Raw genomic sequence first — 23616 nt, forward strand, 5'->3', positions numbered from 1 at the left:
GCCCTGCACCCCGCCGGGAGCGCCGACGGAGGACAGGGCCGCAGGAAGCCTCAGCGTGCGCTGACCGGAGCGACCGTATCGGTCGAGGCCGGTGGCGCCTGCAGCGGCGGCGAGCCGCCATCCAGCACCAGCTTCAGTTGGTCGCGATCCAGCGCGTTCTCCCAACGCGACACCACCACGGTGGCCACTGCGTTACCGATGAAGTTGGTCAGCGAGCGGCACTCGCTCATGAAGCGGTCCACGCCCAGGATCAGCGCCATGCCGGCCACCGGCACGTCCGGCACCACCGACAGCGTGGCCGCCAGGGTGATGAAGCCGGCGCCGGTCACGCCGGCCGCACCCTTGGAGCTGAGCATGGCCACCGCCAGCAAGGTGATCTGCTGGCCCAGGGTCAGGTCCACGTTGGTGGCCTGGGCGATGAACAGCGCGGCCAGGGTCATGTAGATGTTGGTACCGTCCAGATTGAACGAATAACCGGTCGGTACCACCAGGCCCACCACCGACTTCTCGCAGCCGGCCTTTTCCATCTTTTCCATCAGCGAAGGCAATGCCGACTCCGACGAGGACGTGCCCAGCACCAGCAGCAGCTCGGCCTTGAGGTAGCGGATCAGCTTGAGCACCGAAAAACCGCAGAACCGGCACACCAGGCCCAGGATCACCAGAACGAACAGCAACGAGGTGATGTAAAACGAGCCCACCAGCCAGGCCAGATTGACCAGCGATTCCACGCCGTACTTGCCGATGGTGAAGGCAATCGCGCCGAACGCACCGATCGGCGCGGCCTTCATCAGGATGTGCACCAGGCGGAACACCGGCGCGGTCAGCGCCTCCAGGAAGCTCAGTACCGGCCGGCCACGCTCGCCCACCAGCGCCAGCGCGATGCCGAACAGCACCGCCACGAACAGCACCTGCAGGATGTTGCCATCCACGAACGCGCTGATCAGCGTGGCCGGGATGATGTCCATCAGGAAACCGACCAGGCTCAACTCGTGCGACTTCTGCACATAGGTGTTGACCGCGCTCTGATCCAGCTCGGCCGGGTTGATGTTCATGCCGGCACCCGGCTGCACCACGTGCGCCACCACCATGCCCACCACCAGCGCCAGCGTGGAGAAGAACAGGAAGTAGGTCATCGCCTTGGCGAAGACCCGGCCTACCGTCTTGAGGTGGGTCATGCCGGCGATGCCGGTGACGATGGTCAGGAAGATCACCGGAGCGATGATCATCTTCACCAGCTTGATGAAGGCATCGCCCAGCGGCTTGAGGCTCTCGGCGAAGGCGGGCTCGAAATGCCCCAACAGGGCGCCGAGGACGATCGCCACCACCACCTGGAAATACAGCTGGCGGTAGAAGGGCACGGACGCCGGCACCGGGCCGGCAGGCTTGCTGATGTGCATGACACCACTCCGAGGGAACTGGAGGTGCCTTGCGCGGCACCCGGTGCGGGCATTCTGGCCGGACGGCGCCGCCACGACCGATAGCCCATTGGTACTACGAGAGCCTGACAGAGCGTAGCGAGCGATCGTCAGGCGGGTGTGGACGGCACACTCGGGACCGCAGTGTACGATGGGAACATGCCGATTCCGGGCAGCGGCCGCGTCCTCCGGGTGCCTGCGCCGTCGGTGTCGTCAGTCGTTGTGAACATTGTCCAGCAGACGGAAGGCCCCCTACACTTCAGCCGCAGCGCTGGCGGCCGTTAATTGCATTTAACGCAGACACCGACGTTGCCGTGTTGCCCGTTTGTCCTGCGCGCTTCTGAAGCCGTTCACCGTGACCGCCATGGCAGGACGCCCCGGCCTTTCCATTGCCGAAGATCACTCCTATGCGCCTCAATCCGCTCGTTCTGGCGTTGGCGTTTGCCGCCGCCCCTGCCGCCCATGCGGCCACCTCGCTCGAAAACTGGCCGACCAAGTACGCCTTCGGTGATGGCACCGAGCTCGCGCTGACCGGCAACTTCGCCTACGACGACAACAATTTCTCCGGCGACGACCGCCTGGAGGACCGTACCGACTTCCGCCGCAAGGAATTCGGCGCCACCGTGAAGAAGAAGGGCGCCTACGACGCCATGGTCTACTTCGACTTCGAGTCCAAACTGTGGCTGGACGTGTTCTTCCGTTTCGAAACCAAGGCGCTGCTGGGCCAGGACTACGGCCGCGTGCGACTAGGCTACATGAAGGTGCCGGTGGGCCTGGAAGCGGTGCAGAGCTCGCGTGCGGGCAGCTTCATGGAGCTGGGCCTGCCGGTGCAGGCAGTGTTCCAGGGCCGCCGGACCGGCGTGGAGTGGACCCTGGAGCGGCCACGCTACCTGTTGCAGGCCGGCGCCTACGGCGGCCAGGACCTGCAGGGCGACAATCCGGGCACCACCCAGGCCGTGCATGCGGCGTGGACTCCGCACAAGGCCGATGGCGACGTGCTGCACCTGGGCATCGCCGGTTCGGTGGAGAACCCGCGTGGCTTCACCGACGGCCGTGGCGTGGCGTTCGGCCCGCGCGTGCGCCTGCGGGCACGCCCGGAAGCCGGCCTGACCGACGTCCGGCTGATCGACACCGGCACCATCCTGGACGTGGACCACGTGATCCGCACCGGCGTGGAAGCGGTATGGATCCATGGCCCGTTCTCGCTGCAGAGCGAGGCGCTGCGTGCCGAGGTGGCGCGTAACGAGGGCTTGCCGCACTTCATCGCCCAGGGCCAGTACCTCTACGGCACCTGGTCCTTGACCGGCGAGTCGCGCAGCTACGCCGGCGGCGTGCCGGGCAATATCAAGCCGGCGCACGAATACGGCGCCGTCGAACTCACCGCCCGCTACAGCCATCTGAATCTGGAAGACAACAACGTCCATGGCGGCCGTCAGCACGACACCACCATCGGCGCCAACTGGTACCTCACCAGCCACTTCAAGTTCCAGGCCAACTACAGCTGGGTGGATGCCTCGCGCAATGGCGTGCACGTGACCCCGAAGGTCATGGAGCTGCGGGCGCAGGTGCAGTTCTAGCCCGCGAAGGCGCCCGTTCGCGGGCCGCCGCGCTGGCGCGCGAGAGGGCCTGCGCTCGCATGCCAGCGCGGATGTTCCGGCACGGCCGCATCCTCTGCCCGGGTGCGGCCGTCGTCGTTTGCGGCATGCCTCGGCCATACTTGCCGGCATGTACGCCTCGCAACGCCGCCGCCTGCTGCTCACCCTGGCCATCGTGCTGGGCGGCATGGTGGTGGCCATGCTCGCAGCCGAGCACTTCGTGCAACAGAGCGCGCTGCGCGAGGAAAGCACCACCGTGCGCCGCCAGCTGCGCCTGTATGCACAGGCGCTGCAACAACGCGTCGATCGCTACCGCACCCTGCCGCAGATCCTGGCGCTGGACCCGGAGCTGCGCGCGGCCGTATCGACAGCCTTGTCGCCCGCGCAGGTGGAACAGCTCAATCGCAAGCTCGAACGCGCCAACAATGTCACCCGTTCGTCCACGCTGACGCTGATCGACCGTAACGGCACCGCGTTGGCGGCAAGCAATTGGCGCGCCGCGCGCAGCAACGTGGGCGTGGACTACGCGTTCCGGCCGTACTACCAGCAGGCGCTGGCCAAGGGCAGCGGCAGCTTCTACGGCATCGGCATGACCACCAGCGAGCCGGGCTACTTCCTGTCGCAGGCCATCGTCGACGACACCGGCCAGGTACAGGGCGTGGTGGTGATCAAGATCGCGCTGGCCGCGCTGGAACGCGAGTGGCTGCAGACCCCGGACATCGTGCTGGCCTCCGACGCGCACGGGGTGGTGTTCCTGGCCAGTCGCGCCAGCTGGCGCTACCGCATGCTGGCGCCACTGAGCCCGCGCGACCGTCGCGAATTGCGCAGCACCCGCCAGTACGCCGATCAGGGCCTGCTGCCGCTGCGGCGGCGCCTGATCGAGCAGACCGGCGATGGCGGCGTGCTGGTGGATGTCCGCGACCCGCCACTGGACGCGGCGGTGCTGTGGCAGACCCTGGAAGTGCCCGAGAGCGGCTGGCGCCTGCATCTGCTGCACGACACGCGCAGCAGCGGTGCGGCCGGCCGTGCCGCGGCGATCGCCGCGGCCGGGGCCTGGCTGGCGCTGGCGCTGCTGTGGTTGTTCGTACAGCAGCGGCGGCGCCTGGCAGCATTGCGCCAGCGCAGCCGGCAGGAGCTGGAAACGGTGCTGCAACAGCATGCCGAAGAACTGCGTACCGCCCAGGACGGGGTGGTGGCCGCCGCGCAGCAGGCCAATGCCGGCCTGAGCCGCAGCCTGGAGCACCTGCCGCAAGGCGTGGTGGTGATCGATGCCGCGCTCGATCTGGTCGCCTGGAATTCGCGCTATGTGGAGCTGTTCCGGTTCCCGCCGGAGCTGCTGCAGATCGGCCGCCCGATCGAGGACCTGTTCCGCTACAACGCCCGCCGCGGGCTGCTGGGGCCGGGGCCGATCGAGGCCGCCATCGAGCGGCGCCTGAATCACCTGCGCAGCGGCAAGCCGCATATGCGCGAGAGCGAGAAGGAAGACGGCACGGTGCTGGAGATCCGCGGCAACCCGTTGCCCGATGGCGGCTTCGTCACCAGCTACGCCGACATCACCAGCTACAAGAACGCTGCCCGCGAACTGCGCTCGCTGGCCGATGCGCTGGAACACCGCGTGGCCGAGCGCACCCGCGACCTGGCCGCGGCCAAGCGCGAGGCCGAAAGCGCCAACCGCTACAAGACCCGTTTCGTCGCCTCGGCCGTGCACGATCTGCTGCAGCCGCTCAACGCCGCGCGCATGTTCGTCTCACTATTGCGCGGGCAGGTGCACGAGGCCGGCAGCGCGCGCGTGGTGGACAACATCGACGGCGCACTGGCCGCGCAGGACGCCATCCTCAACAGCCTGCTGGACATCTCGCGCCTGGAAGCCGGCAGCCTGAAGACGCAGGTGCGCGACTTCGCGCTCGGCCCGCTGCTGGAGGCGCTGGCGCGCGAGTTCGGCATCCTGGCCGAAGACCGCGGCCTGGCTCTGGAATGGGTGCCGACCTCGGCGGTGGTATTGAGCGACGAGAACCTGTTGCGCCGCATCCTGCAGAATTTCCTGTCCAATGCGATCCGCTACACCCCCCGCGGGCGCGTGCTGATCGGCTGCCGCAGGCGGGGCGGCTGGTTGCGCATCGAGGTCCACGACCAGGGGCCGGGCATTCCCGAGTCCTTGCAGCACGAAATCTTCGAGGAATTCCGCCGCCTGGACGACGGGGTGGCCAACGATCGCGGCGCCGGCCTGGGTCTGGCCATCGTCGAACGCATCGGCCGCTTGCTCGGGCACCGCATCGGGCTGCGCTCCACGTTGGGCAGCGGCAGCGTGTTCTCGGTCAGCGTGCCGCTGGGCGAACGTGCAGCCATCGCCACGCGCCCGCCGCCACCGCCCGCCATGGCGCGCGAACCCGGCAACGATCCCATCCTGCACGGCTGCCGGGTGTGGTGCGTGGACGACGACCCACGCGTGTGCGAGGCCACGCGCGCCCTGCTGGAACGCTGGGAATGCCGGGTGGATTTCGCCGGCGGTCCGGACGATGCACTGGCCGCCGCTACGGCCGGCGACGGCCCCGAATTGCTGCTGCTGGACGTGCGCATGGGCCACCACTACGGCCCGATGCTGCTGCCACAGCTGGTGGAGCACTGGCAGCGCGAGCCGCGCGTGATCCTGGTCACCGCCGAACCCAGCGCCGCCCTGCGCGATCACGCGCTCGAAGCGGGCTGGGGTTTCCTGTCCAAGCCGGTGCGCCCGCCGGCACTACGCGCGCTGATCACGCAGATGCTGCTGCGGCGCGGCTGACCGGGTTAGGCCATCGCTGCAGCCCGAGGGCACCGTGCATGACACGCAGCCGCAGTCGCGAGCGGCGGAAAGCGCGCCTGCTACACTATCGATAATGATTCCCATTTTGATCGCCATCGTTGCGCGATCGCCTGTCGCATTGGAGTTCCTGCCCATGACCTCTCCCACGCCCCGAACGGCACGCCTGCCGCTCGCCGTTGTTCTGTCCTTGCTCGGTGCGCAGGCCGCATTTGCCCAGTCGCAGGTCACCGATACGCTCGAAACGGTGGTGGTCGCCGCCGCACGTTCGAACATGACGGTGGCCGAATCGCCGCAAACGGTGCTGATCATCGACAAGGCGCAGATCCAGCAGCAGCTGACGCTGTCCAGCAATTCCTCGGACGTGCTCGCCAACCTGATTCCCTCCTACACGCCCAGCCGCGGCAAGATGAACGGTAGCGGCGAAACGCTGCGCGGCCGCGCGCCGCTGATCCTGATCGACGGCATCCCGCAGTCCAATCCGATCCGCCCTACCGGCCGTGAAGCGCATACCATCGATTTCGCCATGGTCGAGCGGATCGAGGTGATCCAGGGCGCCAATGCGATCAACGGCCTGGGCGCCACCGGCGGCACCATCAACATCATCACCCGTCGTCCGCAGGACGGCGCGCTGAATCAGCACCTCGACGTGCAGGCCACCGCGCCCACCGCCCAGACCCGCGCCGAAACTGCCAGCTACGAGACCCGCTATCGCGTGGACGGCCGCAGCGACCGGCTGGATTACCTGTTTTCGGCCAGCTACGCCGATCAGGGACTGCATGTGGATGGGCAGGGCCGGCCGATCGGCGCGGACAACATCCAGGGCGACCTGATGACCTCCAGGAGCTACGACGTGCTGGCCAAAGTCGGTTATGCGCTCACCGACACCCAGCGCCTGAGCCTGAGCGTCAATCGCTACCGCATCAAGAACGACAACGACTACATCGGCATTCCGGGCGACCGCGCACGGCGCCTGCCCACCACCTCGGTCCGCGGCACCCCCGAAGGCAGCGCGCCGCACAACGAGGTGTTGACCTCGGGTCTGTCGTATACCCACGACGACCTGGCCGGCATGCAGTTGAACGCGCTGGTGTTCAATCAGGAATTCGAAGGTTTGTTCGGTGCGGCCAACACGTCCACCTTCCAGGACCCGCTGATCGCTCCGCTCGGCCGCCTGTACGATCAGTCGCGTTCGGTCGCGTCCAAGTGGGGCAGCAAGGTCACCCTGAGCAAGGACGACCTGCTCGACGACCGGCTCAAGCTCACCGGCGGCTTCGATCTGCTGGCCGATACCGGCAAGCAGGATCTCTACGGCACCGGACGCACCTACGTGCCGGAATCGGATTTCCGCAACCTGTCGCTGTTCGTGCAGGGCGAATACGCGTTGCTGCCTGCGCTGGCCCTGCACGCTGGCGTGCGCCGCGAAGAGGCCGAACTGCAGATCGACAGCTATCGGACCCTGTGGCGCTACAACCGGGTCGACGTGGAAGGCGGCACGCTCGACTTCAGCCAGACCCTGTACAACGCCGGCCTGGTCTATACGCCGGTCGAAGGCGTGAACGTGTTCACCAGCTATTCCGAAGGATTCGGCATGCCCGACGTGGGCCGCGTGCTGCGCGCGATCGACGCCCCGGGCACGCGCGTGGCCGACCTGGACATGCTGGAGCCGATCCTGACCAGGAGCATCGAAGCCGGCACCCGCATCGAGCGCGGCGCATTCGATGCGGACCTCAGCTATTTCCGCTCCGACTCGGACCTGGGCACGCGCGTGGTGCCGCTCAACGGCGCCTTCATGATGAGCCGCGAGAAGACCCGCGTGCAGGGCGTGGACGCCAGCCTGGGCTACCGGCCCACTGCGGGGCATCGCCTGCGCCTGTCGTATGCGTACACGCGCGGCCGCTACGACAGCGACAACGATGGCCACCTGGACGCACGCCTGGATGGGCTCAATGTGGCGCCCAATCGCGTGATCGCCTCCTGGTCGGCGCAATGGACCCCCAGGTTCGCCTCGTTCGTGCAGGCACAGCATGCCTTCAGCCAGTCCTTCGACGACCCCGACCAACGCTTCAGCGGCTACTCGCTGGTGGACGCCACAGTCACCTATGCGCTGCCGCGCGGTGCGCTGCGCATGGGCGTGGCCAACCTGTTCGACAAGCAGTACATCACCTACTACTCGCAATCGGCGCTGGTCGAGCCGCTGCGATACTTCGCCGGGCGTGGCCGCACGCTGACGCTGGGCTATTCGCTGGACTTCTGAGCATCGGCGGCGCACGCCTGCCGCAGGCGTGCGCCCGATTGCGTCAGCCCTCGCCTTCCGGCTCCAGCGCCTTGACCAGGACCGCCGCCTGGGTACGGCTGTAGCAATCGAGCTTCTTCAAGATGGCGGTGACGTGCACCTTGACGGTGTTCTCGGCCAGCCCCAACTCGTGGGCGATCTGCTTGTTGAGCAGGCCGTCGGCCAGGCTCAGCAGCACGCGGAACTGCTGCGGGGTCAGCTGCGCCAGTTTGGCGGCCAGCTGCGCGTCGGCCTCCGAACGCTCGGCGGTCATCGGCGGGAACCAGGTGCCGCCCTCCAGCACGCTGGCCACCGCACTGCCGATGGTCTCGGCCGGCGTGGACTTGGGAATGAAACCGGCCGCACCGAACTGCTGCGCGCGCCGGATCACGCGCGGATGATCGTTGGAGGAAATCACCACCACCGGAATGTCCGGGTGTTCGCCGCGCACGTGCAGCAGTGCCGAAAATCCACGCGCGCCCGGCATGGCCAGATCCAGCAGGACCAGTTCGGCCTGCGGATGCGCGCGCAGCATCGTGCCCAATGTGCTGGCACTGGAGGCTTCCACCACCTGTGCCTGCGGCAAGGTCTGCCGCAGCACGTGGATCACGGCGGCACGGAACAGCGGATGGTCGTCGGCGACGAGAATGGTGAGATCGGCCATGCGCCAAGTCTGGCACAGCGGCACCTCGCTTTGCCGCACCGGCCTCTCCCGCTGGCGGCACGGGCTGGCGCAGATGCGCGCAGGCGCCGCGATGCACGCATGCCTCGCCGGATCCCGCCGGCTGGCACGTTGCCGATCACCTGCACCACACGTGCAGCGCACCGTGGGCAGCCGCGCTAGTGCGGCGGCTGCGTGCTGGCCCGCCAGGCCTCCAGGAACTGGCGGCGCTTGAGCTTGTCCAGGTAGACCAGCAGGCCGGGACCGAGCGGAATCGGCCGGAACGGTGGCTGCGCCGAGCCGCCGCGGCCGCCGGCGGCCGGCAGGATCGGCATCAGCCGCGCCTCGCGCGAGAGCACCTGTTGGCCGCGTGGCGACAGCAGATAGTCGAGAAACCTGCGTGCTTCGGCCGCATGCGGCGCGCTCTTGGGGATCACCGCCGTGCGCAGTGCCACCAGCGTGTAGTCCTGCGGCTGCACGATGCCCAGCGGCGCGCCCGCATCGGCGCGTGCCTGCGCGTAGGAGCCGAGCACGTTGTAGGCCAGCAGCAGCTCGCCGCGGCTGACGCGGTCCAGCAAGGCGCCAGTGCGCTCTTCCAGATGTACCTGGTTTGCCCCCAACGCGGCCAGCAGCGCGCCGGCGATGCTGCCGACCTGGCCATCCTGCGTCGCGAACAGATAGCCCACCCCGCTGCGTTCCACATCGTAGGTGCCCACCTTGCCGCGCAGCGGTGCATCCGGTGCGCGCAGCAGCGCCAGCAACTGGCGCCGGGTACGCGGTACGCGCGCGGCCGCCAGCCTGCGCGTGTTGTAGACGATGGCCACCGGCTCGTAGCTGATGCCGAACACCTCGTGTCGCCACTGCGCCCAGGCCGGCAGCGCCTCGGTCTGTGGGGAGCGATGCGCCAGGGCGTGGCCGTCGTTCACCAGCTTGGTCTGCAGGTCCATGCTGGCGCTGATCAGCATGTCCGCCTGCGGCGCATCGGCGGCCGGATGCAGGTAACGCGCATAGATATCCCAGGCGATGGTGTCTTCGTAGACCACTTCGGTGCCGGGATGCAGGCGCTGGTAGTCCCGGATCACCGCCGAGAACACCTCCAGATCGGTGGATCCCTGCACGCGCAGCTGCGCCTGCACCCCGCCCTGGGCAGGAAACCGCCGCACGTCGCCAGGCGCCGACCACGCCAGGCCGCAGGCCAGCCACAGTGCCATCGCGCAGAGCATGCGCATCACCTGGTGCCTCCCGGAAAGTGCAACGAGGCGATCAGGCCGCCACCGATGCGATTGGACAGATCGATGCGCCCGCCATGCGCCTGGACCACGCGCTTGACGATGGCCAGGCCCAGCCCGGCCCCACCGGCCGGCGCATCCGGCCCGCGTGCGAAACGTTCGAACACGCGCTCGGCGTCGGCGGCCGGAATGCCCGGCCCATGGTCGGCAATGGTGAGCACGTGCTGATTGCCATCGCCAGTCAGGGCAACCTGCAGCGGCGCACCGCCTCCGTACTTGCAGGCATTGTCGATCAGGTTCTTGAGCGCCTCGCGCAGCAGCAGCGCATCGCCGCGCAGCAACGCCGGTTGCGGATCGATGGCCAATTGCACGCGCGGTGCGCCCTCGCCGTGCGGCAAGGCCTCGTGCAACGCCTGGTGCAGTACCTCGGCCAGATCCACGGTGGCGAAGCGTTGCAGATGGGCACGATGGATCACGCTGGCATCGCTGAGCAACTGGTTGAGCAGGCGGCTCATATGGCTGGCGTTGCGCTCGATCGCGGCCAGGCTGCGTTGCATCTCGCGCGGGTCGTCGTCGTCCATGGCCAGCTGCGCCTGCGCGCGCAGTGCGGCCAGTGGCGTACGCATCTGGTGCGCCGCATCGGCCATGAATGCACGCAATGTCTCGTTGCTGGATGCAAGCCGCGCCATGAAGCGGTTGAGCGCCGCCACCATGAGCTGCAGTTCCTGCGGCGCCGGCACGTTCAGGGGTTTGAGGTCGGATGGTTCGCGCCGCGACAGATCGCCTTCGATACGCTGCAGCGGCCGCAACGCGCGGTACACCCCCAGCCATACCAGGCCCAGCGCCAGCAGCGACAGCACCCCGATCGCGATCAGCGCATTGAGCACCACATCGCGCGCCACCGCATCGCGCGCACGCCGGGTCTGACCGACCTGCACGCGCACCTCGCCCTGTTCGGAGGCCGAAGCCACCCGATGCATCACCACCACGAAGCGCACCGGCTCACCGCTGTACTGCGCATCGAACAGCACCGGCCGCGCGTCGCCGGGCATCTGCGCGGGCAACGGCAGGCCCTCTTCGCCGGTGATGGTGCGACCCTGTGCATCGAACACGCGATAGAACACGCGGTCTTCCGGCGCCATGCCGAGCAGATCCAGCGAGGCATACGGCAGATCCACCTGCCAGTCGCCGCCGACCAAGGCCACGCTGTCGATGATGGACAAGGCCGAGGACACCAGCAGATGATCGTAGGAGCGATTGGCCGCGCGCTCGCCGTAGTCGCGCGCGGCGAAGAACAGCACCACCGCGCCCAGCAACGACAGACTGCCCAGATACAGCAGCAAGGTGCGCCGGATCGACGGTGCCACCGTCAGCGGCTCAGCCATCGGCGCCCGGCTCCACCGGCGCATGCGGGTCGGCGGCTTCCAGTTTGTAGCCGGCGCCGCGCACGGTGACGATGCGCACCGGCGCCGCGGCCAGCTTGCGCCGCAGGCGGCCGACATACAGCTCGATCGCATTGGGCCCTGCATCGTCGTCGAAGCCGAACAGGCCGTTGCCGATATCGTCCTTGCCGACCACCTGCCCCAGCCGGCCGATCAGGATTTCCAGCAGGCGATACTCGCGATTTGGCAGCTCGATCGGCATGCCATCGAGCATCAGGGTATGCGCTGCATTGTCGAACACGAATCCGCCGATCTGCACCACCTCGCTGGCCTGGCCACGGTTGCGCCGCAGCAGTACGCGGCAGCGCGCTTCGAACTCGCGAAAATCGAAGGGTTTGCCCAGGTAATCGTCGGCGCCGACATCCAGCGCCTGCACGCGGTCTTCGATTCCGTCGCGCGCGGTGAGCATCAGCACCGGCGTGGTGTCGCCGCGCTCGCGCATCCCGGCCAGCACGCGCAGCCCATCGAGCTTGGGCAGGCCGATATCCAGCACCACCAGATCGAAACTCTGGTAGCGCAACACGCTTGCCGCCGCCAACCCGTCGGCCTGCCAGTCCACCGCGTGCCCGCTGCGGCGCATCCGCCGCACGATGGCATCGGCGAGGTCGGCGTTGTCTTCGACTAGGAGAAGGCGCATGGGGCGGGGATTGGGGAGTCGGGATTGGGGAGTCGTAACAGCGCTTGGCCGCGGCCGGAAGGTAACAGGCCGTGCACACAAAAGCTTGCCGCAATTGCGATTCTGCTCTTGCGAATCCCCAATCCCGACTCCCCAATCCCGGCCACCCAACGACAGGTCCATGACAGCTTCGCCCGACTAGGCTGCTGCCAACGCGCCGCAGCGGCTTGTGCGGCGCATCGCCGAACGTGTTTCACACATGTACCTGGGAGGGTCTGTGAGCAACCACACCTTGCGTCTGCGCGCCTGCGCCGCCTGCATGGCGGTAGGCCTGGCACCGGCAGCGCATGCAGCCGATGCCGATGGCCCGATCACCGCCGAGGTGGGTGGACGCATCCACTGGGATTTCACCGTGTTCGACAACGACGAGCGCGGTACGCCCGAGCGCAACGACACCCAGTTCCGGCGGGCGTGGCTGGACGTGGCCGGCAAGTTCTACGGCATCAACTACAAGGCCGAAGCCGAGTTCGCCGGCCTGCAATACGAACCGGGCAGCCGCGGCATCCTGGCGCGCGATGTCTATATCGCCAAGAAGTTCTCTGCGGGCACGCTGACCATTGGGCAGTTCAAGCAGTACTTCTCGTTGGACGACCGCACCGGCTCCAACTATGGCCCGTTCCTGGAACGTGGCTATGCGGCCACCACGCTGGCGCCGATCTATCGCAAGGCGATCTCCTGGCAGGCCAATCGCCCGGATGCGACCTGGTCCACGGCGCTCTACAGCCTGGAAAGCATCGACAATTCGTCCACCAAGGGCAGTGCGCTCGGCACGCGCCTGACCTTTGCACCGGAGATGGGCCAGGCGCGCCTGCGCCACCTGGGTGTCTCGCTGGCGCACGAACGCTACGCGCGCCCCGGCAGCGCCGGCACCGCGCCGCTGCTGATACGCCCGCGTCCGGAGAACGACCTGGCCAACAACAGCCGCATCACCCTGGCACGGTTTGCCGATGGCCGCGATACCGCGTTCGACAAATGGTCGCTGGAATACGCCGAAGTCGTCGGCCCATGGTCGTGGCAGACCGAATTCAGCGGCGGCCTGCTCGACGATGGCAGCCAGCACGCCACGGTGCTGGCCAGCTATGGGCTGGTCAGCTGGTTCGTCACCGGCGAATCGCGCGGCTACGATCGCAAGACCGGGCGTTTCAGCCGCATCGCCACGCCCAACCGCCGCAGCGGTGCCCTCGAACTGGCCTTGCGCTACGACTACATGCGCGGCGATCAACACCTGGACGGCCAGCCCGCCTTCATCGATGCCAGCACGCAATCGTGGACGCTGGGTGGCAACTGGTACTTCAAGCCGAACCTGCGCGTGATGCTCAACGTCATCGACAGCCGCAATCGCGACCGTGCCATGGGCGCGGTGGTCGACCACACGCTCGCGGTCACCGGCCGCTTCCAGTACGACTTCTGATGCGCTGCCTGCCCAACACATCGAAACAGCGGATCACGCCCATGCCGCGCAGTGCAGTCATCGACCTGTCTGCGTCGCAGTCGCATGACGCGATGCGCGATCGCTGCGCAGACGCACGTACGCAAACCGGTCGCTGTGCAGCGCACGCCCATCTTCGTCGCGCACCCCGCACGACGCGTCCCACACTCTCGCTGCCGTACGCCTCAAAGGATTCGCCCGCATGCTGACCGCGCTCGGTTTCGGAATGGTGATCACCTTCATGTATCTGATCATGAGCAAGCGGCTGTCGCCGCTGGTGGCGCTGATCACGGTACCGATCGTCTTCGCATTGCTGGGCGGCTTCGGCACCGGCATCAACGAGATGATGCTCGACGGCATCAAGAAGATCGCGCCCACCGGCGTGATGCTGATGTTCGCCATCCTTTACTTCGGGGTGATGATCGATGCCGGCCTGTTCGATCCGCTGGTCGGACGCATCCTGCGGCTGGTCAAGGGCGATCCGCTCAAGATCGTGATGGGCACGGCGATCCTGGCGATGCTGATCTCTCTCGATGGCGATGGTTCCACCACCTACATGATCACCGTCTCGGCGATGCTGCCGCTGTACCAGCGCCTTGGCATGAACGCGCTCAACATGACCTGCGTGACCATCCTCGCCAGTGGCGTGATGAACCTGACCCCGTGGGGCGGCCCCACCGCACGTGCGGCCACCGCCCTGCATGTGGATCCGGCCGACGTATTCGTGCCGCTGGTGCCGGCCATGCTGGTGGCCATCGCCGGCATCCTCGCGCTGGCGTGGTATCTGGGCATGCGCGAGCGCCGCCGCCTGGGCGTGGTGCGCCTGCCAACCGATGGCAACTGGCTGGAAACCAGCCTGCCCGACGACAACGATGCACTGCCGCGCGTGGAGGAGACCGACGACGTCAAGCGCCCCAAGCTGCTGTGGGTGAACCTGCTGCTGACGCTGGCACTGATGGCGGCGCTGGTGGTGGGCGTGCTGCCGATGCCGGTGTTGTTCATGATCGGCTTCGCCGTGGCCTTGATGATCAACTACCCCAACCTGGCCGAGCAGCGCCGCCGCCTGGTCAACCACGCCGGCAACGTGCTGTCGGTGGTATCGCTGATCTTCGCGGCCGGCATCTTCACCGGCATCCTGTCCAATACCGGCATGGTCGAGGCGATGTCGCGCAGCTTCCTGGCGGTGATTCCGGACAGCTGGGGCCCGTATCTGGCGGTGATCACCGCGATCGTCAGCATGCCATTCACGTTCTTCATGTCCAACGACGCGTTCTACTTCGGCGTGCTGCCGATCCTGTCCGAAGCCGCCGGCCACTACGGCATCACCCCGGTGGAAATGGCGCGCGCTTCGCTCGCCGGCCAGCCGGTGCATCTGCTCAGTCCCCTGGTGCCCTCGACCTACCTGCTGGTCGGCATGGCCAAGGTGGATTTCGCCGACCACCAGCGCTTCACGCTGAAGTGGGCGGTGCTGATTTCGATGCTGATGCTTGGCGGCGGATTGGTGTTTGGCCTGTTTCCGTTGGCGCGCTGACCGCCGCCGGGATTCGGCATTCGGGATTGGGGATTCGCAAGAGCGAATACCGATGCCCGCTGTTGCCAATCCCATCATCCCCAATCCCGAATCCCAACTCCGAAGGAGTGACACCAATGACGCTTCGCATCGCATACGTCACCAGCGGCATGGGCAGTGTCGGCACCGCGATCTGCCAGAGGCTGGCGCGCAGCGGGCATACCGTGGTGGCCGGCTGCGGCCCCAACTCGCCGCGCAAGTCGGCCTGGCTGCGCGAGCAGCGGGAACAGGGCTTCGACTTCGTTGCCTCCGAAGGCAATGCCGCCGATTGGGACTCCACCGTGGCCGCGTTCGCCAAGGTCAAGGCCGAGGTCGGCGAGATCGATGTGCTGGTCAACAACGCCGGCGGTAGCCGCGATACCCTGTTCCGGCAGATGAGCCGCGACGACTGGAATGCGGTGATCGCCAGCAACCTGCATTCGCTATTCAACATCACCAAGCAGGTGGTCGATGGCATGACGGCGCGCGGCTGGGGACGCATCGTCAACATCGGCTCGGTCAGCGCGCACAAGGGGCAGATCGGGCAGATCAACTTCGCCACCGCCAAGGCGGCCATGCACGGCTTCAGCCGGGCACTGGCGCAGGAAGTCGCCTCGCGCGGGGTCACCGTCAACACCATCTCGCCCGGCTATATCGCCAGTGCCTCGATCAGCAGCTTCCCGCCGGACGTCCTCGACCGCCTGGCCACGTCGGTGCCGGTGCGCCGCCTGGGCAAGCCCGCCGAGGTGGCCGGCCTGTGCGCCTGGCTGGCCTCCGACGATGCGGCCTATGTGACCGGCGCCGACTACGCGGTCAACGGCGGCCTGTATATGGGCTGAGCAGGCGCACGCCCGCCTGCAGCGCTGCCAGACGCGCCCTCCCGCATGGCTCGCTGCCCGCCTGCCGACCATGTCCGGCGCCGGGTCCCCGCATGCGCCGCAGCGACATCCGTGCGCGCTGGCGCCTCGCCCGCCCGCACAAGCGGCCGCCACTGCGCGAACGACCCGCCTGCAATGCGAACTGATTACACTCTGGCTTTTCCGCAGTGCGCTGCCATGGCCAAACCTTCAGAACGCACCACGCCGAATGCTCGCCCGCAGATGGCCGACATCGCCCGCATGGCGGGTGTGTCCGAATCCACTGTGTCGCGCGCATTGGCCGGTAGCCCTGTGGTGGCCGAGCGCACCCGCGCCTACATCAAGCAGATCGCCACCGAGGCCGGCTACCAGGTCGATCCGGTGGCGCGCAGCCTGCGCGCCAAGCGCTCCAACACGGTGAGCGTGGCAGTGCCGATGATGCACGCACTGGATCAACCGCTGTCGGACCCGTTCCTGATGACCATGCTGGCGCTGCTGGCCGAAGAGCTCACCGGGCGCGGCTACAGCATGCTGCTGTCCAAACTCGACCGCCACCAGGATGGCTGGGTGGAACAGCTGGCGCGCGGCAACCGTTCCGACGGGGTGATCGTGCTGGGGCAGAGCTCCGAACATGCGGCACTGGACCAGGCCGCGCGTGAGGGCCTGCCGCTGGCCGTGTGGGGCAGCCGCATCGATGGGCAGGCCTACATCAGCGTGGGCAGCGACAACTTCCAGGGCGGCGCCCTCGCCACCGAGCACCTGATCGCCAGCGGCCGCCGACGCATCGCCTTCCTCGGCGACGACCAGCTCCCCGAAGTGGCCCCGCGCTTTGCCGGCTATCGCCACGCATTGGAACGGCACGGCTTGGAATTCGACACGCGGCTGCATGCGCGCAGCCATTTCGTCAGCGAAGATGCCTACCGCCTCACGCGCGCCATGCTCAAGAAGACCGATCCCCCCGACGGCCTGTTCGCCGCCTCGGACCTCATCGCGGTGGGCGCCATCCGCGCCCTGGTCGAAGCCGGCCACCGCGTGCCGCAGGACATCTCGCTGGTGGGTTTCGACGACATCCCGCTGGCCGCCTACAGCCAGCCGCCGCTGACCACGGTGCGGCAGGATCTCAACCTGGCCGCACGCCTGCTGGTGGACCGCCTGCTCGCCTTGATCGCCGGCGAGCCGGTGCAGTCGGTGGAAATGCCGGTAAAGCTGATGGTGCGCGAGTCGGCTTGAGGCGGGGATTCGGGATTCGGGATTCGGGATTGGGGATTGGGGATTGGGGATTGGGGATTGGGGATTGGGGATTCGGGATTGGGGATTGGGGATTGGGAGATACCAGACCGGCAATCCGCTTCCTTCTCCCGCCTGCGGGAGAAGGTGCCCGAAGGGCGGATGAGGGCCGGCGGCCAGCCGATCCACCGTACTCGCCCCCCAGGCAACCCGGCAGGCACGCGCGTGTGGCATCTTCGGCAGCCAGCGATGTCAGCCCCGCATGCTACGCCCCTGCCGGGATCGTCCCCGGCTTGCGGACCCGTACGCACAGCATCGCCACCGCCGCGGCCAGCATCAGCGCGCCAGCCAGGCGGATCACATTGCGCGGGTCGCCATGCAATAGCGGCTCGTAATACAGCGGCAAGGTCACGATCTGGATCAGCATCGGCAACACGATGAACAGATTGAACAGCCCCATGTACACGCCGGTGCGCTCGGCCGGAATGCTGTCGGCCAGCATCAGGTACGGGTTGCCCATCATGCTGGCCCAGGCCAGGCCGATGCCGATCATCGGCAACAGCAACAGCCAGCGGCTCTCGATACCCGGCAGCATCCACATGCCGATGCCGGCTGCCACCAGACAGGCGGCATGGGTGTACTTGGGGCCGAAGCGGCGGACCACCGGCACCATCGCGAAGGCCGCCAGAAACGCGACGAAATTGTAGAAACCGCCGATCTGCCCGTTGACCAGGCCCGCCTCGCGGAAACCGTGCGAGTTCGCATCGGTGGTGCCGAACAAAGTGGTCGACAGCGACAGCACGATGTATTGCCAGTAGCAGAAGATCGCATACCACTGGAACAGCATCACCGGCGCCAGCTGGCGCATGGTCGGCGGCATCGCACGCAACGCACCGCCGATTTCGCGCACCACCGCGCCCAGGCCGGCGCCGCGCTGGCGCAGGCGGGCGATCTCGAGCGGCGGGATCACCGGCTCGCGCACGCTGCGCGCTGTCAACAGGATGGAGGCAGCGGAAAACCCAGCACCGATCACGAAGGCCGCGATGGTGACGTAGGGAATGTGATGCGCGTTGGCGGCATCCTGGTTCATGCCCATCCACACCAGCAGCGGCGGGGTGAGATAGGCCAGGGTCTGCGCCAGCCCGGTGAACGCGCTTTGGGTGAGATAGCCCAACGGACGTTGCGCAGGCGCCAGGACATCGCTGACCAGCGCACGGTAGGGCTCCATCGCCACGTTATTGGCCGCATCCAGTATCCACAGCAGGCACACCGCCATCCACAGCGCAGTACTGAAGGGCATGGCGAGCAGGCACAGGCTGCACACCAGCGCCCCCAGCACCATGTACGGCATGCGCCGCCCCCACCGCGTCACCGAGCGATCGCTCCACGCACCCACGAACGGCTGCAGCACCAACCCGGTAATGGGTCCGGCCAGCCACAGGTACGGCAGGCTCGCATGGTCGGCGCCCAGGTAGTTGTAGATCGGGCTCATGTTGCTCTGCTGCAGCCCGAAGCTGTACTGCACGCCGAAGAAGCCGGCGTTGAGCGCCAGGATGCGCATGAAGGAGAACGGAGAGGCAGTCGACGACATGCAGGGCCCAGGGCATCGGCACGGCTCCCAGTGGCCGCATCGCACTGTACCTTGCCGTTCCTGCAATCGATTGTAACGCTGCATTGCAACACAGTCGCTGAGTAGCGCAAGTACCGCCTGAATTCGACTTCAGATGCTGCGCTGCAGGATTGCAATCGATTGTAGACGGGCGTATTACTGCGTTCGCACTGCAGGCCGGACGGCCACTCCCTGGGAGGGATCGATGCAGGCGTCGGCTTACCATCACCTGTGAGAGAGAGAATCGCGATGTCCACCTTGCACACCCTGCGCCTGCACGCCCTGGCCTGCGCGGTCGCCTCGTGCCTGTGCGCGCCTGTCGCGCTGGCCCAGCAGGCCGCCACCACTCCGCCGGCTTCCGACAGCACCGCGGTCGATCTGGACGCAGTGTTCGTTACCGGCACCTCCACTGCCACGACCAAACTGAAGTCCAGCGTGTCGGTCAGTACGGTCGGTGCCGAGGCGATCGAACAGTCCGCGCCGCGCAGCACGGCTGAAATCTTCCGCAACATCCCCGGCATCCGCTCCGAGTCCAGCGGCGGCGAAGGCAACGCCAACATCGCCGTGCGTGGCTTGCCGGTGGCGTCCGGCGGCGCCAAGTTCCTGCAGCTGCAGGAAGACGGCCTGCCGGTGATGGAGTTCGGCGACATCGCCTTCGGCAACGCCGACATCTTCCTGCGCTCGGATTTCAGCCTGGACCGCATCGAGGCGATCCGCGGCGGTTCGGCGTCCACCTTCACCAGCAACGCGCCCGGCGGCATCATCAACTTCATCAGCAAGACCGGCGACACCGCAGGCGGCAGCGTCGGCGTCAGCCGTGGTCTGGACTACGACAACACCCGCATCGATTTCAATTACGGTGCGCCGTTTGCCGAGCAGTGGCAGTTCAACATCGGCGGCTTCTTCCGCCAGGGCGACGGCGTGCGCGATGCCGGCTACACCACCGACAAGGGCGGCCAGCTCAAGGCCAACCTCACCCGCCTGTTCGACAACGGCTACGTGCGCCTGTACGGCAAATACCTCAACGACCGCGCCGCCGGCTACCTGCCGGTGCCCACCTCCGTGCGCGGCCGCGATGGTGCGCCGGACCTGGGCGGTTTCCCCGGCTTCGATCCCGGCAACGACACCTTGTACAGCCGCAATTTCCGCACCGACGTGGGCCTGGACGGCAACAACCGGCCGCGCCGCACCGACCTGGGCGATGGCATGCACCCGATCTCGCGCACCATCGGCGCCGAGGCCTGGTTCGACCTGGGCAGTGGCTGGAACCTGAGCGAAAAGTTCCGTATCGCCGACAACAGCGGCCGCTTCGTCAGCCCGTTCCCCGCCGAGGTCACCGACGCCGCATCGCTGGCCGCTTCCATTGGCGGTGCCGGTGCGCAGCTGGTGCAGGCCGGCGGTGCCGACGCCGGCCAGGCCTACACCGGCAACGCGATCCGCACGCACCTGTTCAACGTGTCCATCAACGACCTTGGCAACGTCACCAACGACCTCAGCGTCTCGCGCGAGTTCGGTGGCGACGGCCGCACGCTCAACCTGCGCATGGGCTATTACAGCTCGCGCCAGACCATCGACATGGACTGGACCTGGAACTCCTACGTGCAGAGCCTGGGCCGCGACTCGCGCCTGCTCAACGTGGTGGATGCCGCCGGCGTGACGCGTTCGCAGAATGGTCTGTACGCCTACGGCACCCCGTTCTGGGGTGATTGCTGCATCACCCGCAGCTACGACGTGCGCTACGACGTCAATGCGCCCTATGTGGCGCTGACCTTCGATAGCGACAGGTTCAGCATCGACGGCAGCCTGCGCTACGACATGGGCGATGCACGCGGCAGCTACAACGGCACCGCCATCGCGCAGAACCTGGACGTCAATGGCGATGGCGTGATCCAGCCGGTGGAACAGCGCGTGGCCACGGTCGACACCGCCAATGCGCGCCCGGTGGACTACGACTGGAATTACCTGTCGTACTCGCTGGGCGGCAATTACCTGATCACCGACGACCTGGGCGCCTTCGCGCGCATCAGCCGCGGCGCGCGCGCCAACGCAGACCGGCTGTTGTTCGGCGTGGTCCGCGACGACGGTTCGGTGTCGTCCGACGAAGGCGTCAACGTGGTGCGCCAGGCCGAAGCCGGCCTGAAGTGGCGCCGCGACGGGCTGAGCCTGTTCGCCACCGCGTTCTCGGCGCGCACCCAGGAACAGAACTTCGAAGTCACCAGCCAGCGTTTCTTCAACCGCAGCTACGAAGCGCATGGCGTGGAGCTGGAAGCCAGCTATCGCTACGGAGGTTTCAACCTCAACGGCGGCCTGACCTGGACCGACGCAGAGATCTCCCGCGACCAGATCACCCCGGCGAACACCGGGAACGTGCCGCGTCGCCAGGCCGATGTGGTGTGGCAGCTCACCCCCAGCTACCGCGGCGACGGCTATCAGTTCGGCGTCAACCTGATCGGCACCACCGACGCCTATACGCAGGACTCCAACCAGTTGAAGATGCCTGGCTACACGCAGGTGAACCTGTTCGGCGACTACCGCGTGACCGATGCGCTGACCGTGGCGCTCAACGTCAACAACCTGTTCAACACCTTCGGCCTGACCGAGGCCGAAGAAGCCAGCATCCCGGCCAACGGCATCATTCGCGCGCGCTCGATTGCCGGCCGCACCACCAGCATCAGCCTGCGTTACGACTTCTAAGGATCGGTGCCGGGCGCTGCCCGGCCGCTTTCATGAACACCTCCCCCCTCGATATCACCCCCTGGCGCGCGGCATTTGCCGCACCGCTGGATGCACCGCAGGCAAGCGCGCTGCTGGCGCGCTTCGACCACCATGCGCCGCGCCTGCTGACGGCGCTGCACTCGCTATACGGCGAACGCAGCGGCTATGCGCAGTGGCTGACGCGCTGGCTGGGCGCACTGAGCCGCAGCGCGCAGCAACGCCCGCAGGCGCTGCAGCAACTGGATGCGACACGTCGGCCTGGCTGGTTCGGCGAACAACACATGCTGGGCTACAGCGCCTATGTGGACCGTTTTGCCGGCTCGCTGCGGGGTGTGTCCGAGCGCGTGCCCTACCTGCAGGAACTGGGGGTGCGCTACCTGCACCTGCTCCCCTTCCTGCGTGCACGCGCCGGCGACAACGACGGCGGCTTTGCGGTCAGCGATTACGGCCAGGTCGACCCCATTCTTGGCAGCAACGAGGATCTGGTCGCGCTCACCACCCGCTTGCGCGAGGCCGGCATCAGCCTGTGTGCAGACTTCGTGCTCAACCACACTGCCGACGACCACGCCTGGGCACAGGCCGCACGCGCCGGCGATGCACGCTATCTCGATTACTACCATCACTTCGCCGATCGCACCCAGCCCGACCAGTACGAAACCACGCTGGGGCAGGTCTTCCCGCACACCGCACCCGGCAACTTCACCTGGGTGGAGGCCACCGGGCAATGGATGTGGACCACGTTCTATCCGTATCAATGGGATCTGAACTGGAGCAACCCGGCAGTGTTCGGCGAGATGGCGCTGGCGCTACTGCAACTGGCCAACCTGGGCGTGGAAGCCTTTCGCCTGGATTCCACCGCTTATCTGTGGAAGCGCCCCGGCACCAACTGCATGAACCAACCCGAGGCCCACACCCTGCTGGTGGCGCTGCGCGCGGTCGCCGACATCGTGGCGCCCTCGGTGGCGATGAAGGCCGAGGCCATCGTGCCGATGGCCGAATTGCCGCCGTACTTCGGCAGCGGCCCCGACCAGGGCCACGAATGCCATCTGGCCTATCACAGCACCCTGATGGCTGCTGGCTGGTCGGCGCTGGCACTGCAACGCGGCGACATTCTGCACAACGTCATTGCCAACAGCCCGCCGTTGCCGGCCAACTGCGCGTGGCTGAGCTATGTGCGCTGCCACGACGACATCGGCTGGAACGTGCTGCAACACGAAGCCGCAGGCAATGCCGTGCAGCCGCCCTTCTCGTTGCGCGAGGTGGCGCGCTTCTATGCCAACGACGTGCCGGGCAGCTACGCGCGTGGCGAAAGCTTCCAGAGCAGCGGCGATGGGGTGCATGGCACCAACGGCATGACTGCGGCACTGACCGGCATCCAGGCGGCAGTCGAAGACGGCGATGCAGCCGCGCTGACGCTGGCAGTGGACCGGGTGCTGCTGCTCTACGCGCTCGCCCTGGCGATGCCCGGCATACCGCTGATCTACATGGGCGATGAACTCGGCTTGCCCAACGACAGCCACTATCGCGACGACCCGCTACGCCGACATGAAGGCCGCTGGTTGCATCGGCCGGCGATCGACTGGCAGATCGCCGCGCAACGCGAGGATGCAGACAGTGTGAGCGGCAAGGTCTACCGCCGCCTGCGGGCATTGATCCGGCAACGCGCCGCAACGCCCGCATTGGCAGCAGATCAACCCTTGGGGAGCCTCGCGCTGAGCGACCCGTGCCTGTTCGCACTGACGCGTGGCGATCGGTTTATCGCCGTTCACAACTTCAGCGACCGCGCAGTGCAAGCGTATCTTCCGGTCAACGCACAGACGCAATGGAAGTTCAGTGCAGCCACGCAATGCACTCCCTCACGCAATGGCGACCACATAGCGACCGAACCGCTGAGCGCAGGGGCACACCTGCATCTTCCGGCTTACGCGGTGCGATGGCTGGAGCGTTGCTGACCGCGGGCCACAACCGGACGAAAGCACCGGCTTGGTCAAGCCCAGATCGCACTCCCTTCCCCCGCCTGCGGGGGAAGGTGCCCGACAGGGCGGATGGGGGGCAGACACCTAAGAGGGTGTTTACATAATCAAGTTACTAACCGGCGAAGCAGCAACCTCGCTTCGGTCAACCAGACCCACGCTTCGGC

The 23616-nt window shown here is 67.0% G+C and carries 15 protein-coding genes, 1 other RNA gene and 1 pseudogene; 10 read left to right on the forward strand and 7 right to left on the reverse strand.

The features are described 5' to 3' along the window. Positions 1–50 precede the first annotated feature (50 nt). A complete protein-coding gene (locus LL964_RS08115) occupies positions 51–1397 on the reverse strand; it encodes a dicarboxylate/amino acid:cation symporter (RefSeq protein WP_104586808.1) in 1347 nt (448 codons plus the stop codon). Between the two features lie 102 nt (positions 1398–1499). Then, positions 1500–1576: non-coding RNA, sX9 sRNA (locus LL964_RS08120), on the reverse strand. A 246-nt stretch (positions 1577–1822) separates the two neighbouring features. On the opposite strand from LL964_RS08120, the gene LL964_RS08125 reads away from it, so the two are divergent. The 3 genes from LL964_RS08125 to LL964_RS08135 all read left to right on the forward strand — a co-directional run bounded on the left by LL964_RS08125 (position 1823) and on the right by LL964_RS08135 (position 8064). Beyond that, the gene (locus LL964_RS08125) at positions 1823–2992 is read left to right on the forward strand and encodes an OprO/OprP family phosphate-selective porin (RefSeq protein WP_104586809.1); all 1170 of its coding nucleotides are present in this window, start codon (positions 1823–1825) and stop codon (positions 2990–2992) included. 148 nt (positions 2993–3140) lie between these two features. After that, positions 3141–5789 carry a hybrid sensor histidine kinase/response regulator gene (locus tag LL964_RS08130; RefSeq protein ID WP_104586810.1) on the forward strand — a complete coding sequence of 883 codons (2649 nt, stop codon included), beginning with the start codon at positions 3141–3143 and terminating at the stop codon, positions 5787–5789. Between the two features lie 154 nt (positions 5790–5943). Then, entirely contained in the window at positions 5944–8064 is a 2121-nt protein-coding gene (locus LL964_RS08135; RefSeq protein ID WP_104586863.1) for a TonB-dependent receptor, read from the forward strand. A 43-nt stretch (positions 8065–8107) separates the two neighbouring features. On the opposite strand, the gene LL964_RS08140 is transcribed toward LL964_RS08135, so the two are convergent. The 4 genes from LL964_RS08140 to LL964_RS08155 form a co-directional block, all read right to left on the reverse strand. Continuing rightward, positions 8108–8746 carry a response regulator gene (locus LL964_RS08140; RefSeq protein WP_104586811.1) on the reverse strand — a complete coding sequence of 213 codons (639 nt, stop codon included), beginning with the start codon at positions 8744–8746 and terminating at the stop codon, positions 8108–8110. Between the two features lie 176 nt (positions 8747–8922). Beyond that, positions 8923–9972 (reverse strand): ABC transporter substrate-binding protein, encoded by a 1050-nt coding sequence (locus tag LL964_RS08145; RefSeq protein ID WP_104586812.1) that lies wholly within the window; start codon positions 9970–9972, stop codon positions 8923–8925. Continuing rightward, on the reverse strand, positions 9972–11357 hold the full coding sequence (locus LL964_RS08150) for a sensor histidine kinase (protein WP_104586813.1): 1386 nt from the start codon (positions 11355–11357) through the stop codon (positions 9972–9974). Before LL964_RS08150 ends, LL964_RS08145 begins: the two co-directional genes overlap by 1 nt. Next, positions 11350–12051 carry a response regulator transcription factor gene (locus LL964_RS08155; RefSeq protein ID WP_104586814.1) on the reverse strand — a complete coding sequence of 234 codons (702 nt, stop codon included), beginning with the start codon at positions 12049–12051 and terminating at the stop codon, positions 11350–11352. Before LL964_RS08155 ends, LL964_RS08150 begins: the two co-directional genes overlap by 8 nt. 256 nt (positions 12052–12307) lie before the next feature. Between LL964_RS08155 and LL964_RS08160 the strand changes: the two genes are divergently transcribed. From LL964_RS08160 to LL964_RS08175, 4 genes are all read left to right on the forward strand, one after another. Further along, the gene (locus LL964_RS08160; protein ID WP_104586815.1) at positions 12308–13501 is read left to right on the forward strand and encodes an OprO/OprP family phosphate-selective porin; all 1194 of its coding nucleotides are present in this window, start codon (positions 12308–12310) and stop codon (positions 13499–13501) included. A gap of 220 nt (positions 13502–13721) precedes the next feature. Continuing rightward, positions 13722–15050 (forward strand): CitMHS family transporter, encoded by a 1329-nt coding sequence (locus LL964_RS08165; RefSeq protein WP_104586816.1) that lies wholly within the window; start codon positions 13722–13724, stop codon positions 15048–15050. A gap of 116 nt (positions 15051–15166) precedes the next feature. Beyond that, complete coding sequence (phbB, locus tag LL964_RS08170; protein ID WP_104586817.1) at positions 15167–15907, forward strand: acetoacetyl-CoA reductase; 741 nt, start codon at positions 15167–15169, stop codon at positions 15905–15907. Between the two features lie 216 nt (positions 15908–16123). Then, positions 16124–17155, forward strand: a complete 1032-nt coding sequence (locus LL964_RS08175) for a LacI family DNA-binding transcriptional regulator (protein WP_104586818.1) — start codon at positions 16124–16126, stop codon at positions 17153–17155. A gap of 262 nt (positions 17156–17417) precedes the next feature. Here LL964_RS08175 and LL964_RS08180 read toward each other — a convergent pair whose 3' ends face one another. Continuing rightward, positions 17418–18743 (reverse strand): MFS transporter, encoded by a 1326-nt coding sequence (locus tag LL964_RS08180; protein WP_104586819.1) that lies wholly within the window; start codon positions 18741–18743, stop codon positions 17418–17420. A gap of 267 nt (positions 18744–19010) precedes the next feature. On the opposite strand from LL964_RS08180, the gene LL964_RS08185 reads away from it, so the two are divergent. From LL964_RS08185 to LL964_RS20145, 3 genes and pseudogenes are all read left to right on the forward strand, one after another. Further along, the gene (locus LL964_RS08185) at positions 19011–21455 is read left to right on the forward strand and encodes a TonB-dependent receptor (RefSeq protein ID WP_167395267.1); all 2445 of its coding nucleotides are present in this window, start codon (positions 19011–19013) and stop codon (positions 21453–21455) included. 32 nt (positions 21456–21487) lie between these two features. Then, positions 21488–23261 (forward strand): annotated as a pseudogene (locus LL964_RS08190) (alpha-amylase family protein); the annotation flags it as partial. A 2-nt stretch (positions 23262–23263) separates the two neighbouring features. Continuing rightward, the gene (locus tag LL964_RS20145) at positions 23264–23428 is read left to right on the forward strand and encodes a hypothetical protein (RefSeq protein ID WP_425478148.1); all 165 of its coding nucleotides are present in this window, start codon (positions 23264–23266) and stop codon (positions 23426–23428) included. The last annotated feature ends 188 nt before the right edge of the window (positions 23429–23616 follow it).

Source organism: Xanthomonas melonis (assembly GCF_020783655.1).
GTDB classification, from domain to species: Bacteria; Pseudomonadota; Gammaproteobacteria; order Xanthomonadales; family Xanthomonadaceae; genus Xanthomonas; species Xanthomonas melonis.